18 protein-coding genes are annotated in these 17,788 nt (G+C 34.3%); 11 read left to right on the top strand and 7 right to left on the bottom strand.

What is annotated here, in order from left to right; translation table 11 throughout:
• Positions 1–25: 25 nt before the first annotated feature.
• The 4 genes from recA to ACNQF6_RS00635 form a co-directional block, all read right to left on the bottom strand.
• Entirely contained in the window at positions 26–1,033 is a 1,008-nt protein-coding gene (gene recA, locus ACNQF6_RS00650; RefSeq protein ID WP_099716226.1) for a recombinase RecA, read from the bottom strand.
• Positions 1,034–1,231: 198 nt separating this feature from the next.
• On the bottom strand, positions 1,232–1,741 hold the full coding sequence (locus ACNQF6_RS00645; protein ID WP_099713930.1) for an acyl-CoA thioesterase: 510 nt from the start codon (positions 1,739–1,741) through the stop codon (positions 1,232–1,234).
• Between the two features lie 47 nt (positions 1,742–1,788).
• The gene (locus ACNQF6_RS00640) at positions 1,789–2,172 is read right to left on the bottom strand and encodes a DoxX family membrane protein (protein WP_417962304.1); all 384 of its coding nucleotides are present in this window, start codon (positions 2,170–2,172) and stop codon (positions 1,789–1,791) included.
• Positions 2,173–2,176: 4 nt separating this feature from the next.
• Positions 2,177–3,325: a DNA polymerase III subunit gene (locus tag ACNQF6_RS00635; protein WP_417962301.1), complete on the bottom strand. Its 1,149-nt coding sequence runs from the start codon at positions 3,323–3,325 to the stop codon at positions 2,177–2,179.
• A 220-nt stretch (positions 3,326–3,545) separates the two neighbouring features.
• Between ACNQF6_RS00635 and ACNQF6_RS00630 the strand changes: the two genes are divergently transcribed.
• The 8 genes from ACNQF6_RS00630 to ACNQF6_RS00595 all read left to right on the top strand — a co-directional run bounded on the left by ACNQF6_RS00630 (position 3,546) and on the right by ACNQF6_RS00595 (position 12,187).
• On the top strand, positions 3,546–4,601 hold the full coding sequence (locus ACNQF6_RS00630; protein ID WP_417962299.1) for a sensor histidine kinase: 1,056 nt from the start codon (positions 3,546–3,548) through the stop codon (positions 4,599–4,601).
• Positions 4,598–5,287, top strand: coding sequence for a LytR/AlgR family response regulator transcription factor (locus tag ACNQF6_RS00625; protein ID WP_417962295.1), 690 nt, complete (start codon positions 4,598–4,600; stop codon positions 5,285–5,287). Before ACNQF6_RS00630 ends, ACNQF6_RS00625 begins: the two co-directional genes overlap by 4 nt.
• Positions 5,288–5,432: 145 nt before the next feature.
• The gene (locus tag ACNQF6_RS00620; RefSeq protein WP_417962293.1) at positions 5,433–6,164 is read left to right on the top strand and encodes a dioxygenase family protein; all 732 of its coding nucleotides are present in this window, start codon (positions 5,433–5,435) and stop codon (positions 6,162–6,164) included.
• 90 nt (positions 6,165–6,254) lie between these two features.
• On the top strand, positions 6,255–6,941 hold the full coding sequence (locus ACNQF6_RS00615; protein ID WP_417962291.1) for a pirin family protein: 687 nt from the start codon (positions 6,255–6,257) through the stop codon (positions 6,939–6,941).
• Positions 6,942–7,119: 178 nt separating this feature from the next.
• A complete protein-coding gene (locus ACNQF6_RS00610) occupies positions 7,120–8,307 on the top strand; it encodes a phosphoglycerate kinase (protein WP_417962288.1) in 1,188 nt (395 codons plus the stop codon).
• 300 nt (positions 8,308–8,607) lie between these two features.
• Positions 8,608–10,668, top strand: coding sequence for a LysM peptidoglycan-binding domain-containing protein (locus ACNQF6_RS00605; protein ID WP_417962286.1), 2,061 nt, complete (start codon positions 8,608–8,610; stop codon positions 10,666–10,668).
• 48 nt (positions 10,669–10,716) lie between these two features.
• Complete coding sequence (locus tag ACNQF6_RS00600; protein ID WP_417962284.1) at positions 10,717–11,694, top strand: DUF4837 family protein; 978 nt, start codon at positions 10,717–10,719, stop codon at positions 11,692–11,694.
• Positions 11,695–11,743: 49 nt separating this feature from the next.
• Complete coding sequence (locus ACNQF6_RS00595) at positions 11,744–12,187, top strand: GNAT family N-acetyltransferase (RefSeq protein ID WP_417962282.1); 444 nt, start codon at positions 11,744–11,746, stop codon at positions 12,185–12,187.
• On the opposite strand, the gene ACNQF6_RS00590 is transcribed toward ACNQF6_RS00595, so the two are convergent.
• The 3 genes from ACNQF6_RS00590 to rnpA all read right to left on the bottom strand — a co-directional run bounded on the left by ACNQF6_RS00590 (position 12,188) and on the right by rnpA (position 15,147).
• Positions 12,188–12,994: an OmpA family protein gene (locus tag ACNQF6_RS00590; RefSeq protein WP_417962280.1), complete on the bottom strand. Its 807-nt coding sequence runs from the start codon at positions 12,992–12,994 to the stop codon at positions 12,188–12,190.
• A complete protein-coding gene (locus tag ACNQF6_RS00585; RefSeq protein ID WP_417962278.1) occupies positions 12,994–14,628 on the bottom strand; it encodes a S41 family peptidase in 1,635 nt (544 codons plus the stop codon). Before ACNQF6_RS00585 ends, ACNQF6_RS00590 begins: the two co-directional genes overlap by 1 nt.
• Positions 14,629–14,736: 108 nt before the next feature.
• On the bottom strand, positions 14,737–15,147 hold the full coding sequence (gene rnpA, locus ACNQF6_RS00580) for a ribonuclease P protein component (RefSeq protein ID WP_417962276.1): 411 nt from the start codon (positions 15,145–15,147) through the stop codon (positions 14,737–14,739).
• A 125-nt stretch (positions 15,148–15,272) separates the two neighbouring features.
• Here rnpA and ACNQF6_RS00575 point away from each other — a divergent pair, with 125 nt between their 5' ends.
• The 3 genes from ACNQF6_RS00575 to ACNQF6_RS00565 all read left to right on the top strand — a co-directional run bounded on the left by ACNQF6_RS00575 (position 15,273) and on the right by ACNQF6_RS00565 (position 17,751).
• A complete protein-coding gene (locus ACNQF6_RS00575; protein ID WP_417962274.1) occupies positions 15,273–16,007 on the top strand; it encodes a lysophospholipid acyltransferase family protein in 735 nt (244 codons plus the stop codon).
• Positions 16,008–16,017: 10 nt separating this feature from the next.
• Positions 16,018–17,007, top strand: a complete 990-nt coding sequence (locus tag ACNQF6_RS00570) for an acyl-ACP desaturase (protein ID WP_099713914.1) — start codon at positions 16,018–16,020, stop codon at positions 17,005–17,007.
• 90 nt (positions 17,008–17,097) lie between these two features.
• Positions 17,098–17,751, top strand: a complete 654-nt coding sequence (locus ACNQF6_RS00565; protein ID WP_417962271.1) for an HD domain-containing protein — start codon at positions 17,098–17,100, stop codon at positions 17,749–17,751.
• Positions 17,752–17,788 lie beyond the last annotated feature (37 nt).

The raw sequence follows: 17,788 nt of genomic DNA, 5'->3' as shown, positions 1-17,788 counted from the left end.
CGATATTCTCGGGTTTTTAGTTCTTTTATGCTTCAGCTAGTTCTTTTATTCTGGCTTTAATTTTTTCTTCAAGTTCATCCGCTAGTTCCGGATTGTCTTTTATTAAAGACTTAACAGCATCACGGCCTTGTCCTAATTTGGTTTCACCATAACTGAACCAAGATCCCGCTTTTTTGATGATTTCAAATTCTACAGCTAAATCTAAAATTTCCCCTGTTTTTGAAATTCCTTCACCATACATGATGTCAAATTCAGCGATTTTAAATGGCGGAGCAACTTTGTTTTTCACCACTTTTACTTTGGTTCTGTTTCCAAGGACATTATCGCCATCTTTAATTTGTGTGGAACGACGGATGTCTAAACGCACCGAAGCGTAAAACTTCAATGCATTTCCTCCAGTTGTAGTTTCTGGATTTCCAAACATTACACCGATTTTCTCTCTTAACTGGTTAATAAAGAAAACAGTACAATTTGTTTTACTGATGGTTCCTGTTAATTTACGCAATGCTTGAGACATCAAACGAGCGTGAAGCCCCATTTTAGAATCTCCCATTTCTCCTTCAATTTCACTTTTTGGAGTCAAAGCGGCAACCGAGTCAATTACTACAATGTCAATCGCTCCTGAACGAATTAAGTTCTCCGCAATTTCTAAAGCTTGTTCTCCGTTGTCTGGTTGCGAGATGATTAAGTTTTCGATATCTACACCTAACTTCTCTGCGTAATTTCTATCGAAAGCGTGTTCTGCATCAATAAAAGCAGCAATTCCACCCGCTTTTTGAGCTTCGGCAATAGCATGAAGTGTTAAGGTTGTTTTTCCAGAAGATTCCGGACCGTATATTTCAATGATTCTACCTCTTGGATACCCGCCAACGCCTAATGCTAAATCGATTCCTAAAGATCCTGATGAGATGGTTTCCACTTCTTCAATGGCTTTATCTCCCATTTTCATCACCGTTCCTTTTCCGTACGTTTTGTCAAGTTTGTCAAGCGTAAGTTGTAGCGCTTTTAATTTGGATTCTTTCTCTGTACTCATCTTCTCTTTTACCTTTTCTTTCATCTATTTGTATTATTTTATAATTCTAAGAAACTGACAGAATGAGTAATTATCCTGAAAATTTCATTTATATGCAAAGATTTATTTTCGTAAAAATACTTCTTTTTTTAATGTAAATTTTCTCTTTCAAGAATATTTTAAATCTAAATTTCAATAAAAATAAGTTGATTATACGTGTTACTGAAACAATGCCTTCAATTCAGTAGCTTCGTGAGGATTTAATTTTCCAGCTAAAACTAAACTGAGTTGTTTGCGTCGTAATGCGGCATCAAAACGTTGTTTTTCCAGCTCTGTTTCTGGAATTAATTGAGGTACTTCTACCGGTCTTCCGGTATCATCAACCGCTACAAAAGTATAAATTGCCTCATTGGCTTTGGTACGGTTTCCGGATTGTCGGTCTTCAACCCAAACGTCAATATATATTTCCATTGAACTTCTAAATGATCGGGAAACTTTGGCCTCTATAATAACCACGCTCCCAAGAGGGATAGCTTTATTGAAAGCCACGTGATTTACTGATGCGGTCACACCAATTCTTCTAGAATGCCTTCCTGCGGAGATACTGGCTGCGCGATCCATTCGGGCCAATAATTCACCACCAAAAAGATTATTCAAAGGGTTGGTCTCACTTGGTAAAACCAAATCAGTTAATATTGTCAGGGATTCTGAAGGATGTTTTGGAGTCATGTTTTTTATATAAAAGGGAATCGTTGTTTTTAAATAATAATTGGGTTTTAATTTAACCAATAAACCGCCAATATAGCTGGTATGAAATAGATAACAATTGTTCTGGCACCATCGTAATCCTTTGCCAATCGCTGTCCGAAAAGTAACATTAACAAGGTGATACAAGAGAAAACCGCTCCATAGAAACCGAAGATTCGGCCATTATTTATGAATAATTCGATGCAACCCACTACGCATAAAATACCAGAGATTAATTCTAATATTAAAATGTTGAGCAATGCTAACGGCACATGGTTTTTTAATGGTGTTTTAGAAAAATGACCTTTCAACCAGTCCACATTATCTTTCCAATAAAACAGTTTGTCGTAACCAGATTGCAGGAAAGTAATGGCCAGAAAAATTAAAATTAAAATCGAAGTAATGTTGTTCATTTTTTTATTTTTTGTGAATTAAACGGGTAAGTTTTATAGATAAATCGGTTAAAATAATTTTTGCGTTTCCGTTGCGCTCAATGTGATACATGGCATCCGAAAGTTCTTTGAAAATATCATTTATGTTGTTGCCATTTACGAAAGGGGCAAAATTCTCCAGTTTGAATTTTTCCACTGTTGGTTCCATATAAACCAAGCTTTCCGTTTGGTAATTGAGCAACATGGCCTGACGGAACATATCGATACAAAAATGTAAAAACTTCTTTTGGGTTTCTCTTCCTAAACTGGCAATTTGCTCGCTCCATTGAATCAAATCCTGAATGGCTGCTGCATTTCCTTTGGCTCTAAAAGCAGCACGAACCCAATCAACAAACCACTTTTCAAAAAAAACCGATTCGCTGTCCGGCTGTAATAGTTGCAATGCTTTGTTATAATTTCCCTGTGCTTGATGTGCTATTTTTAAAGCTTCTTTAGGCTCTGTATTTTCTCTTGAAACCAAAGCTTCAGCAATTACGGTTTCATTTAATCCGTTAAAATGTAGGACTTGACATCGGGAACGAATGGTTTGTATTATATCTTCTTCGTTTTCTGAAATCAGGATAAAAACGGTTCTGTCCGTAGGTTCTTCGAGTAATTTCAATAGTTTATTGGAAGCGGCAATATTCAATTTATCAGCCATCCAAATAATCATGACTTTGTAACCCCCTTCATAAGATTTTAATGCGAGAGATTTTAAGATTTCCTGGGCATCATCAACCCTAATTTCTCCTTGTTTGTTCTTAACGCCAAGAGTTAAATACCAGTCAAACAAACTTCCGTATGGATTTTGAGTCAAAAAGGCTCTCCATTCCGTTATAAAATCAATACTTTTTGGTTTGGTTTTTACATCTTCGGTACTTACAGTTGGGTAAATAAAATGCAAATCGGGATGCGAAGTTTTCTGGAATTTGATATTGCAGGCTTCGTTTGAACCCGAGTTTTCGGCGTTTTGATTGCTGCAAATAATGTATTGTGCATAAGCAATTGCCATGGGTAAAGTACCACTTCCTTCAGGGCCAACAAACAGTTGCGCATGTGGAATTCTTCCCAAATCAGCACTTCTTGTCAAATGACTTTTAATGTGTTCTTGTCCTAAAATTTCTGAAAATTGCATAAAGCAAAGATAGAAGAAAATGGTTTAGTCTAAAATTTTCGGATGTAAACTTTCACGTTAGAAAGTTTGTAAAATGATTCTTAAAAAGGGACTGAATTTCATAGTCAAATACCGTGTTTGTTTAAAGTAATTTGTAATTACCTCAATAATTAATGTTTTTACCGTAATAATTTGAATGCTTCCAATAAGAATCATAAATTTGATTGGTTAAGTGGTATTCATGAAAAATAACAGTTCCTTTTATGTGTTGCATTTTTGCTTGTGTCTAGCATTTATGTTGTTGCCGTATGCCTTTACTTCATCAGGAAGTGTTTTTAGTTTACCTAATTTAGTAAGTAATGGCCATGATAGAATTTATTTTCTGATCTATTTTATGTTGTTGCTGTTCTTTTATTTCAATTATTATTACCTGATTCCGAAAGTTTATTTTTCAAAAAAACTGATGTTTTATTTTAGCATCATTGTCTTGTTTTTATTATTCTTTCTGTGGGTTTCAACTTTTTTAGATCATCCGGAGCGTAATTTTCTAGATTTTGGACATGGAAATCCGCCGACAGGAGGAATGCTTCCGCCAAAACCAAAGGATTTAAGGACAATAGGAGGTCCACCAACGCAATATGGTCATACAGCATTAGTGTATTTAATAGGAGTTGTTTCCAGTTTATTATTGGCCATTAATATTCGGTTGCAAAAAGTCGAAAAGGACAAAATGAAATCAGAATTATCTTTTTTGAAAGCACAAATTAACCCTCATTTCTTATTTAATACCTTGAATAGTATTTATTCATTGGCCATAAAAAAAGATGATAAAACGGCTGATGCGGTAGTGCAATTATCGGAATTAATGCGGTATATCATAACAAATGCTAACGATGATGTGATTGCTTTGGACAAAGAAATTAATTACATCAATAATTTTGTTCAGCTTCAAAAAACGCGTTTGGGCAACACTGTAAAAGTTGATTATTTTGTAGAGGGGAATGCTTATGGCAAATGCATCACGCCACTTATTTTAATTTCATTTATCGAAAATGCATTCAAGCACGGAGTGAATCCAAATCAGAATTCTGATATTGGTATTCGAATTTCAATTGTTGGAGATTTTTTAACTTTATTTGTTTCTAATTATAAAGTGCAATCCATTCAATCAGATAGCGGGATTGGACTGCAAAACACAATCGAGAGATTGTCACTTTTATATCCCAATAATCATGTGCTAAAAATTGATGACAATCCCGATGATTATGAAGTAACCTTAACGATAAAAGTAGGATGATAAAAGCAATTGCTCTTGATGATGAACCGCCAGCATTGGATGTTTTACAAAGTTTTTGTGATAAAATCGAGTACGTTAATTTGCAAAAAACATTTACTAAATCAGATGAAGCATTCAAATATTTGAAAAAATACCCAGTCGATTTATTGTTTTTGGATATTAATATGCCATCCATTTCAGGTATAGATTTCTTTAAAAAATTACCGCATAAAACAATGGTTATTTTCACAACTGCGTACTCTGAATATGCCGTTGAAGGATTTACATTAAGTGCTACGGACTACATTTTGAAACCATTTTCATTTTCACGATTTCAACAAGCGGTGGAAAAAGCCTTTTCGCAATGGAAATTACAAAATCAGGATCCGGAACAACGCTATCTCTTTATTCGTGCCGATTACAGTTTGATGAAAATCCTTTTTTCGGATATTTTATACATTGAAGGGTTAGACGACTACCTGAAAATTCACATGCAAAATCAAAAAACGATTGTCGCCAGAATGACTTTGAAAACAATACTTCAAAAGTTACCTATTCCGGAATTTATAAGAGTGCATCGCTCTTTTATTGTTCCCATTTCTAAAATTGACAAGGTGCGTAACAAAATAATTTACATCAATCAGGAAGAGATTCCGGTGAGTGTGAGTTATGAAAGTGCTTTTTTTGCTGTAATAAATAAAGATTAATCAGGTTGTATTATTGTTAAAAAATTACAAATTTAGACTGATTTTTATTGATTTACCGCATAAAACCTTTCGGTTACCTCATAAATTTTAGCACTTATTTAGATTTAAATACTTTTATACTTGTAACATTAAAATGGTATTTGCTATGGAAAGGAAAGAATTTTTAAGAGGATTGGGATTGTTAGGGTTAGGATCTCTGGTCATTCCTATAATTAAGGCCTGTAACAATGATGATGCGGATTCCCAGATAGGGACTTCAGGTTCTACTTCTACATCAGGAAATTGTACTGTAACTTCATCAGAAACTGCAGGGCCGTTTCCTACCAAAACACCTTCGTCATTAGTAATGACTAACATTGTGAGTGATAGAACGGGAGTAGGATTTACCATTAATGTTACCATAAAAAACACCAATGCTAATTGTGCTGCGTTAGCCGGAGCCATAGTAGATATTTGGCATTGTGATAAGGATGGCTATTATTCAGAATATGGAGGAACTGGAATGCAATCAGTAGATTTTACGGGAGTTCATTTTTTAAGAGGACGACAAACTTCAAATGCTAACGGAATGGTAGGTTTCAAATCTATTTTTCCGGGTTGGTATAGTGGTAGAGCAACACACATTCATGTCCATGTTTATAGTGCTTCAGGAACCTCGTTATTGGTTACTCAAATTGCATTTCCTGAGGGTTCAGGTAGTGCCGTTGTGTTAGTAAATGCTTCTATGGCAAATGGATATTCTAAAGGAATGTCAGGCTATACTTATAATGCTTCTGACAATGTGTTTTCGGATGGCGTAGCCAATGAATTGTCAACGATTACAGGAAGTGTTTCCGATGGATTTGTCTTGGAACACACCATAAATGTTGCGGGTTAAGTTTTTTGAATTAGTAAATAAAAAGCAATGCCAAAACCTGTAAGATTTTAAAATTTTGCAGGTTTATATTTTAATTGCAAAAACCATTTTATGATACAACAAAATCTTGCACAAATATTTAAATCTGAATCGAGAGGCCGATTCGAATCAAATGGACACAACTGTTTTTCTACTTTTAATTTTGGAAGTTATTTTGAAGAAAGTAGAAAGCCATTCGGTTCCTTACACGTTGTAAACGAAGTAATAATTGCGCCTCAACGGACAATTCAAACGGTTTTGGAAGCCAATACAGTAGTACTTGTTTTACCGCTGTTTGGTGGAGTAGACTACAAAGACAGTTTGGGAAATCAAAGTTTTATTGGAGTAGAACAAATCCGAATTGTTTTTGCTAGAAAAGAAATGTCTTTCGAGCTTGCGAATGGATATGAGAGCGAAAATGTCAGTTATTTACAAATAGGATTCAATGCTGAAACTCAGGAATACAAAAATAAATTTCAGCAGTTTAATTTTGGTTTAACCAATAAAAACCAACTGATTCCATTATTCAAAATTTCAAACGCATTGGGCTTTATAGGAATGTATGGCGCTAGAAAAGAGGGGTTTTATTCGTTGAAAAGCGATTCAAAATGCGTTTTTATTTTTATAATTAATGGTGCTTTTGAAATCGAAAATCGATTGTTAGAATCAAAAGACGGATTAAGTTTATCTGGAATTGATTCCTTAGAATGGGAAGCATTATCCGAAAATGCACTTCTGGTTGTTTTAGAAATTCCATAAAGGAAAGATTTCAGCACAAATATTCTTTGAAATTAATTTTAAAAAACAAATAAATTGAGATTATTACAACGTTTTCGTTAGTGAATTTCCCTAATTTTCAAACTATTCTTATTTTTAAGTTCCTGAAAAGTTCTATATTTGTTATTCTTTCAAAACAAACAAACTAAAAATATACTTAATGAAAACTTTAAACGATTTTGATTTTGCAACTAAAAAAGCGATAATACGTGTTGATTTTAATGTGCCTTTGGACGAAAACTTCAATGTAACAGATGCAACCCGTATCGAAGCGGCAAAACCTACAATTGATGCTATTCTGGCTCAAGGCGGAAGCGTAATTTTGATGTCACATTTAGGCAGACCAAAAGGTGTTGAAGAAAAATATTCATTGAAACATATCTTGAAAACAACTTCAGAAGTACTTGGAGTACCTGTTCAGTTTGCTTCAAACTGTATTGGTGAGGAAACTAAAACTGCTGCAGAAAAATTACAAGCTGGAGAAGTTTTATTATTAGAAAATTTACGTTTTCATGACGAGGAAGAAGCTGGTGATGTTGCTTTCGCAAAAGAATTAGCGTCACTTGGTGATATTTATGTAAACGACGCTTTTGGAACTGCACACAGAGCACACGCTTCGACTACAATTATCGCTCAGTTTTTCCCAACAGAGAAATGTTTCGGATTATTATTGGCTAAAGAAATTGAAAGCTTGAACAAAGTTTTGAAAAACAGTGCGAAACCAGTAACAGCAGTTCTTGGTGGATCTAAAGTTTCTTCTAAAATTACGGTTATCGAGAATATTTTGGATAAAGTAGACCACATGATTATTGGTGGTGGAATGACATTTACTTTTGTGAAAGCATTAGGAGGTAAAATTGGAGATTCTATTTGTGAAGATGACAAACAAGAATTGGCATTGGAAATATTAAGATTGGCTAAGGAAAAAGGAGTTCAAATTCACATTCCGGTTGATGTTGTAGCAGCAAATGATTTCTCAAATACTGCCGATACTCAAATAGTTGATGTAAAAGAAATTCCTGATGGATGGCAAGGATTGGATGCAGGACCAAAATCTTTGGAAAACTTCAAAAAAGTAATTATGGATTCTAAAACTATCCTTTGGAACGGACCATTAGGTGTTTTTGAAATGGAAAGTTTTGCTAACGGAACGATTGCTTTAGGGAACTTTATTGCTGAATCTACTGCAAACGGAGCGTTCTCACTTGTAGGTGGAGGAGATTCTGTAGCAGCAGTAAAACAATTTGGTCTGGAAGACAAAATGAGTTATGTATCAACGGGTGGTGGTGCTATGCTTGAAATGCTTGAAGGTAGAATATTGCCTGGAATAGCAGCTATTCTTGACTAATACCGTATGGCTAAATAAATATAATCCACTTTGATTTGTAATGATTCCAAATTAAAAACGGGTAACAGAATTCAATGAAAACCTTAGCGATACTATTTATCGCTGAGGTTTTTTTGTTTTAAATTTTAAGAATTGATTTTTTAAAGGGATTTTTGCCTCTAAAACCACTGAAAATTCTTTATAAATGAACGAAAGATTACATTTTTAACAATATTTATAGAATTTTTTAGTTTAAACCTGTTAAGTTTGTAAAAACAAGCTTTGTAATCATTTGAAATATAGGTCTTTGATCGTAAAAATATGAATATAAAAAATACCACATTATCGTTTTTTCTATTAGCATCCGTGCATTTATTTTCGCAAGAAACAGTTGTAAATAAAGACGTTGTAAGAGTAGAAACAAAATTATCCTATTTAGATTCCATCAAGAAAACCTTCATAAAAGATGACTTAGCATCTTGTGTTGACAGTTTGTGGATGAAAGAATTGACAAACCTGGATTTATACAACAACCTATCAGAGGATATTAAGAACATTAATATTGACCAAATAGTCGATTATGAATTGCCTACTGCTCTTTTAAAAGAAAGACTGGCGGCAATGGATGCCAAATCACCTTTCAATATTGAGTACAATCAAGGTCTGGAAAATATCATTAAATCATTTCTAAAAAATAGAAAAAAATCTTTTGAGCGCTTGATGGGCACATCAGAATATTATTTTCCGCTTTTTGAAGAAGCTTTGGCGAAACAAAATGTTCCTTTGGAGATAAAATATTTAGCTATTGTGGAATCAGCTTTGAATCCAAAAGCAGTTTCTAAAATGGGCGCCACAGGACTTTGGCAGTTTATGTATCAAACCGGAAAACAGTATGGTTTGAAAATCGATTCCTATGTTGATGAGCGAAGTGATCCATTGAGGGCCAGTGAAGCCGCAGCGCAATATATGACAAATATGTATAAAATATTTGGCGATTGGGATTTGGTTTTGGCCTCTTATAATTCTGGTCCGGGTAATGTTGCAAAAGCCATTAGACGTTCCGGAGGACAGCAAAACTATTGGAACATCAGAAAAAATCTTCCTAAAGAAACACAAGGATATGTACCTGCTTTTCTCGCTACAATGTACATTTATGAATACCATAAAGAACACGGAATTGTTCCTAACAGAGCATCAGTGAAGCATTTTGCCACAGATACTATTATGATTAAGAAGCAAATGACGTTCAAGCAAATCTCAGATTTATTAGATGTTCCGGTGGCACAATTGCAGGTTTTGAATCCGTCATATAAGCTAAATGTGATTCCGTTTTACCATGATCAAAACCATTATTTGAGATTACCACAAGAAAAAATAGCCGTTTTTGCGTCTAATGAAGCTCAGATTTATGCCTACACTCAATATGAATCAGACAAACGTGAAAAGCCATTTCAGATTGAAAAAGCAATGGCTGTAAAGGACACTGCGAATTACATGATTCAGAAGATTGCACTGCCCAAAACAAGTTATTATAAAGTAAAACGTGGAGATAATCTGAGTATGATTGCCAGTAAATACGACGTTGATGTTTCAGACATAAAAAAATGGAATAAACTTAAAAGCAATGCTTTGGTTTATGGAAAAAGTTTAAAAATAGCGATTGGTGCTGATGTGACAACTCCAAAGAAGGAGGCTAAAACGGAATTGGTTCCGTCAGAGAAAATTTTGAACAATCAAAGAATAGTTGCTTCTGAAATGAAAGTCAATAAGGAAGAAAAAACTAAAAAAACTCTGCAACAAGAGACAGCAGTATCGAATGTATCTGCACTTTATGTGGTTCAAAAAGGAGATAATTTAGGAAGTATTGCCAAGAAATATGATGTTACTGTTGCCGAAATCCAAGAATGGAATCACCTTTCTAATGATAATGTGCAATTAGGAGCTTCATTGCAGGTTGCAAAAAAAGTGTCAGACAGTAAAGAAGAATTAGTTTCAGGTCCTGAACGAAAAGACATTGAGTATGTTGTTTTGCAAGGAGATAATTTAGGGAATATCGCTAAAAAATTCGGTGCTTCATTAGCGGATTTAAAACAATGGAATAATTTACCGGATAATACGATTGGCATCGGCGCTACTTTAATTGTTGCCAAAGATGAAATAGTTATCAATACCAATAAAGCAACGGTAAGTTCATTCAAGAAAAAAACGAATATTGCCAATTCCTCTAAGAAAGAAGCGATTGATTATTATGTAAAAAAAGGAGATTCGTTATATAGCATTTCTAAAAAATATCCAGGAGTAACCATTTCTGACATAAAAAAATGGAACGGTATTCGCAGTGAAGAACTCAAGCCCGGAATGAAGTTAAAAATAAACGGATAATACGATAAACTTCTATAAATTTGGGTTTTATTTTATAATTGAATAGCAATGAATAAAGCCCATTTTTTACTTGTTCTGATTTCTTTGATGTTATTTTCCTGTAAAAAGGAAAATGAATCTTTGCCACGAAAAACATCGGGAAAAATTAATACTATTTCAGTTATTATTGACGATCAGTTATGGAATGGTGATGTAGGGGACAGTATTCGAAACAAGTTTGCATCTCCGGTAATTGGACTGCCACAGGAAGAACCGCTGTTCAACATCAATCAATATCCAGTCAAGCTTTTGGAAGGTTTCATGACGGATACTAGGGCGATTATAGTGGTAAAAAAAGGAGAATTAAATAAATTTGAGATTGCTAAAGATCAATATGCATCTCCTCAGAATGTATTTCATATCTCCGGCAAAACTAGTGCGGATATTATAGCAGGCATTGAAAAAAATGCACCCAAAATGATTCAGCTGATCAAGGAGGCAGAAATAGCCGAAAGCCAGAGAATTAATGGTCAATCCCATATTGACCCAAAGGTAATTTCTAATAAATTCCACATCACACTACAAGTTCCTTCGGGTTACGCATACGTGCTTCACAAAAGCAATTTTATGTGGTTAAAAAAGGAAATCATTGGAGGAAACACAAGTCTTCTAATTTATCAAGTTCCTTTGAACACCATAAAAAAAGAAGGTAATTTAATCACCAGTATTATTAAAATGCGAGATTCCATCGGGAAATTATATATTAGTGGAACCGAGTCCAGCACAATTATGATTACTGAAGAGGCTTATGCGCCGTATCTTTCCAAGATTACTCTGGATGATAAGGAAACCTATGAAACTAAGGGAACTTGGGAGTTAAATAATGATTTCATGTCGGGTCCATTTATCAATTATGCCATTGTCGATAAGGAGTACAATCGGATTCTGGTTTTAGAAGGTTTTTGCTATGCACCGTCTAAAGAAAAACGCGATCTCATGCATGAACTAGAAGCTATCATAAAATCAGTAGATGTGTTGAAAAGATAATCTTATTTTCTTTTATTTGTACAATACAAAAAACATAAAAACAGGCACAATGTTACAATGGAAAATTAAGGAGTTTGATACACTAACGGTTCACGAACTATACGATGTACTACAATTAAGAAGTGAGATCTTTGTAGTAGAGCAAAATTGCGTTTATCTTGATCTGGATGGTAAAGATAAAGTAGCGTTACATCTTATTGGCGAATTTGAAGGTAAAATTGTGGCTCATTCTAGATTGTTCAAACCCGGAATTAGTTTTGACAATGCTTCTATCGGAAGGGTAACTGTTGCTGCTAATTATCGCGATAGAAAATGGGGACATGACTTAATGCGAGAATCAATTGCTGGAATCGCTCATTATTTTGGCGAAAGCAAAATCACTATTGGAGCACAGTTGTATCTAAAAAAATTCTACGAAAATCACGGATTTGTTCAAACTAGCGACATGTATCTGGAAGATGATATTCCGCATATTGAGATGAAAAGAGAATAATTAAATTTTCACAATAAGAAACTCGACTCTTCGGTCTAATGCTTCTCCTAAACCCGTTGGGAATTTGTTTCCACATCCTATATATTTCATTCTAAGGCTGTTTATGCCTTTAGAGATGAGGTACTTGTATACGCTTTTAGCCCGATTCAAAGAAAGTTTTCTTTCGTGGCTGTCTTTGTCGATGGCATCATCGTAATAGCTTGGAGTGCAACATACATGGCCTTTAATCTCGAACTGTATGTTCTTTTGCTTTTGCAAATTTTTTGAAATTTTGTCTAATTCTAGTTTGGATCGTTCCGTTAATTTGCTACTTCCCAAAGGAAATAAAATAGTTTCTAGATAAACTCTGTCACCCACTTTATGATTGTCCTGAAAAGAGTTATAAATTCCTTTACCAAAACTGTTTTTCTTTATAATTAGTAAATCAACACGCCTATTTTTGGAACGGATTTCATTTAAATTTTCAAAAGTATCGTTTGTTAAAATCACCCGGCCTTTACCCTCGATGATAATAATTTTGTTTTTATTAAAACCATTGGAAGTCAGGATATCTTGAACGGTTTTTACTCTATTGTCAGATAATTTATAGTTGTAATCGTTATCGCCTCTATCGTCACAATAGCCATAAATCTGGATGGATTCGACTTTTGCAGTATCTACTGTCTTTATAAAATTGACTATAATTTGTATTTGATGGTTATCAAGGTTGTATTTATCAAATTCAAAATATACGGTTTCTGCGGTTTTAGTTTGAGCGGATAAATAACTAAAAAAAAGCAAAAAGAGTAGACTAAATAAGTTTTTCATTATATTTTTAAAATAGTCTTATACTCTAAGGTATTGTTCAAAATACTAACCGATTTCTTAATTTCGAAGTTGTTTTTGACGTAATATTGATACAATCCTTCTTGATATTGATAGCGTTTAATAATTTCATCCAAAATCAGATTTTTAATTTCTTTTTGGTTTTTATCCAATAAAGCATTCTCACTTTTTTGAAGTGCAGTAAGCAGTTGTTGGTATTCTGTAAGGATGGATTCCTCTATTTTTTCTTTTTTGGCTATAGCCAAAGTGTTTTTCAAAGCGAGTTCTGTTTCAGTGTCAAAAGAGAATTTTTGTACTTTTAAAAACTGTTTGAAATCCAGAAAATCAGCATCGGTAATAATAGGAATGCGGTTTCCTAAATCGGGATTTTTATAATAATAACTGGTTACGTAATTAAAAATCCCATCATTTTTTATCAAAGCATCCGTTATTGGACTTGATTTTGCTTCCTCCAGTTCCACATCGGGCTGAATACCGCCGCCATCATAAACCGTCCTTCCTTTTCGGGTTTTAAAAGCATTGTAGTTTTTCTCTTCGGTCTTTATGGCTTTCCCATTTGTATCTTTTCTGGTATAATCTAATGCTTGAATGCATCTTCCTGACGGTGTGTAGTAGCGCGAAATGGTTACTTTTAGTTGTGTTCCGTAGGTTAAATCCACCGGTCTTTGTACGAGTCCTTTTCCAAAACTACGGCTTCCTACCACCACAGCACGATCTAAATCCTGCAAGGCGCCAGCCACAATTTCTGATGCCGAAGCACTTTTGCCGTTCACAATAATAATCAAAGGGATTTCAGTGTCTATAGGATCTTTGGTTGTTTTATAGGTGCTATTGTGTTTCTCTATTTTTGATTTTGTAGTAACAATAATCTCGTTTTTTGGAACAAATAAATTACAAATATTCACTGCTTCATTCAAAAGTCCTCCGGGATTATCTCTTAAATCCAGTATAATTCGTTCTGCACCGTCTTTTTTTAATTGTTCCAATGCTTCTTTGGTTTCGAATGATGCTTTTTTGTTAAAATGAGATAACACAATATATCCGGTTTTGTCGTCTATTTTTGCAAAAAAGGGAACCGATTTGATTTCGACTTCATCAAGGACAATTTGAGCAGTAATCATTTTTCCTTGTCGGATGTATTTGATGTCGATTTTTGTGTTTTTCGCACCTTTAAAAAGTTGTGAAGCATCTTCTTTGAAATCAGATAATAATACATCGCCTATTTGAGTAATTTCGTCACCCGCTTTAAGTCCTGCTTTATCTGCAGGGAAATTTTTATAGGCTTCCTTAACTATTAATTTATCTTCTTTCCGAGTTAGTAAAGCGCCTATTCCAGTATATTCTCCAGTGTTATTTATCTTGAAGCGCACAACATCCTGTTCGTTGAAATAAACGGTGTATGGGTCTAAATTAGCTAACATGCCTTTGATGGCTTTATCCATTAAGTCACCAGGATTCGTTTCATCGACATAATTTCGGTTCAATTCCTTGAAAAGGGTCGTGAATATCTCGATTTGCTTGGCGATTTCAAAAAAATCGTCTTTGAAACTAGCACCAATAAACAGAAATGCCGAAGCGACAACGGGGATTATGAATTTTTTTTTGAAGAAGTTCATAGGTTTAATTAACTAAATTTGAGGCCACTAAAATAACAATAAATCACTAAATAATTATGTATGACTAAATCTAAACGCAACTTTGTTCAATTAGAATATATCAAATGTTTAAATTTCAGAAATAGAATCGCTTTCTGATGCTGGTTTTTTAATGTTTTGAGCAATAAACTTCTCAAATAATTGAATGGTTTTGGTATTAATTTCCTCGTACGTCAATCGGTCCTTCGTTTGGTAAAAAAACATAAAGGAATATGGTTGGTCCAGATTATCAATCAATAAGTGTTTGTTCAGGCGATAGGTTTCGCGCAACACACGCTTGAAATAATTGCGGTCTACGGCTTTCTTAAAATTCTTTTTGGAAACAGAAACGCCCATTTTTATTTTTTCACTCGCGTCAAAAGAACCGGCTTTATACACCAATCGCAACGGATATTTAGATACTGATTTTCCTTCGGTAAACAATAATCCAATGGTTATTTTACTTTTTAGCTTTTCGTTTTTTGGGTAAGTGAAGTTCATTTTAATATAAAAAAGACATAGATTTTGATGCGCAAAGTTACGATTAAACGTTGAGCCTGTATATTGTTTCGGATTTAAATACCGCTAAAAATATATTTCTTACTTTTGTGACAAATTTTTAAAGCATGCAAAAACTAATTTCGTATCCCATTTCCGTAATTTATTATTTATGTTTCGGTCTTACATTGGTTATTTTTCATCCAATTCAGTGGGTTTGCTTCAATGTTTTTGGCTATCAAGCCCATAAAAAAAGTGTCGACTATTTGAATTTTTTCTTATTGAGATGCACAAATCTTTTGGGAACAACGTACAAATTTGAAAACATAGAAAGCATTCCAAAAAATGTTCCTCTGATTTTTGTATCCAATCATCAAAGTATGTACGATATTATTGCTATGATTTGGTTTTTCCGCCGATTTCATTGTAAATTTGTCAGTAAGAAAGAATTAGGAAAAGGCATCCCAAGTGTGTCGTTTAATTTACGTCATGGAGGTTCTGTTCTTATCGATCGTAAAGATCCCAAACAAGCCATTCCGGCCATCAAAGGATTGTCTGAATATATTGAAAAAAATAATCGTTCCGCAGTTATTTTTCCGGAAGGAACACGAAGCAAGACGGGTAAACCAAAAGAGTTTGCACAAAGCGGGTTGAAAATTTTATGTAAGTATGCGCCCTCGGCATACGTTGTTCCAGTAAGCATAAACAATTCTTGGAAAATAGTTAAATACGGGTTTTTCCCTTTAGGTTTAGGAAATCGCCTTACCTTTGTAGTTCATAAACCATTGGCGGTTGCAGCTTATGATTTTGCTGAGTTGATGGAGAATACAGAAGCAGCAGTTGTTCAAGGAATAAAAATTTAATTTATATATAATGTCAATAAAAAACATTCGATTAGAAGTAATGCAGTTTTTGGAAAAAAACGTAGACAGCTTTGTCGATCAGTATCTAATTCCAGTGGAGAAAATATGGCAACCAACTGATTTTTTGCCTAATTCCCAAAGCGATACTTTTTTTGATGAGGTCAAAGAATTACGTGAAATTGCAAAAGAATTACCTTATGATTTCTGGGTGACTTTAGTAGGTGATACCATTACTGAGGAAGCTTTACCAACTTACGAATCCTGGTTAATGGACGTAGATGGAATTGATAATGTAGAGCGTAACGGTTGGTCTAAATGGATCAGACAATGGACCGGTGAGGAAAATCGTCATGGTGATTTACTGAACAAATATTTGTATTTATCAGGTCGTGTGAACATGCGTGAAGTAGAAATGACAACGCAACACTTGATCAACGATGGTTTTGATATTGGAACAGGAAGAGATCCATACAAAAACTTTGTGTATACCAGTTTTCAAGAATTAGCAACCTATGTTTCTCACAACAGAGTAGCACAAATGGCTAAGAAATATGGCGATAACAAATTGTCTAAAATGTGTAAAATGATTGCTGGGGACGAGATGCGTCATCATCATGCATACAGCGAATTTGTAAACCGTATTTTTCAAGTTGATCCAAGTGAAATGATGCTTGCGTTTCAATACATGATGAAAGCAAAAATCGTTATGCCTGCGCATTTCTTGAGAGAATCCGGTGAAAAAATCAGCACTGCTTTCGAACAGTTTTCTGATTCGGCACAAAGAATAGGGGTTTATACCGCAGCAGATTATGTGGATATCATGCAAAAATTAATTGACAAATGGGAAATTGACAAAATTTCCGGTTTGACCGATGAAGCAGAGAAAGCCCGTGATTACTTGATGAAATTACCAGCAAGAATGGCAAAAATATCAGAAAGATTAGTAATTCCACAAGAATCACATATCTTCAAATGGGTGGAGCCAGCTTTAGTAAGATAGATTTTTGATTTCTAAATAAAGAATAAAAATGTTGAATTTTGAAGTTGGAGAACTTTGAAATTCAACATTTTTTTTAAAATATAATAAACAATGATAAATCTTGATTTAATAGACAAAACGATTCTTTTTGTAAAAGAAAAACTAGAAAATGCAGAAGGCGGACACGACTGGTTCCATATCGAAAGAGTGTTTAAAAATGCTGTTCTGATTTCAAAAAATGAAGTTTGTGATGCTACTGTTGTAAAACTTGGAGCTTTGCTTCATGATGTTGCCGACAGTAAGTTTCATGATGGTGATGAAACCGTTGGACCAAGAATAGCGCGTGAATTTTTAGAATCAGAAAATGTTGACGAAGAAATCATCACACATGTGGTAAATATCATTGAAAACATCTCATACAAAGGTGGTAATTTCGAAAAAAAATTCTCTTCAATTGAACTAGATGTGGTGCAGGATGCAGATCGTTTAGACGCGATTGGCGCCATTGGAATTGCCAGAACGTTCAATTATGGCGGATTTAAAAATAGAGCGCTTTACAACCCTAAAATCGCTCCAAATTCCAGTATGACAAAGGAAGAATATAAGAAGAATGATTCTCCAACGCTCAATCATTTTTACGAAAAGTTATTGCTTTTGAAAGACAAGATGAATACCGAGGCCGGAAAACAAATTGCGCAAGAAAGGCACCGTTACATGGAAGGATTTCTGGCACAGTTTTATGCGGAATGGGAAGGGGAAAAGTAATATTTTTGATTGTGAAGACGCACGATAGTAGAGACGC

Source organism: Flavobacterium pasteuri, assembly GCF_048286615.1.
GTDB lineage: Bacteria > Bacteroidota > Bacteroidia > Flavobacteriales > Flavobacteriaceae > Flavobacterium.
This window is presented reverse-complemented; position numbering and strand designations above follow the sequence as displayed.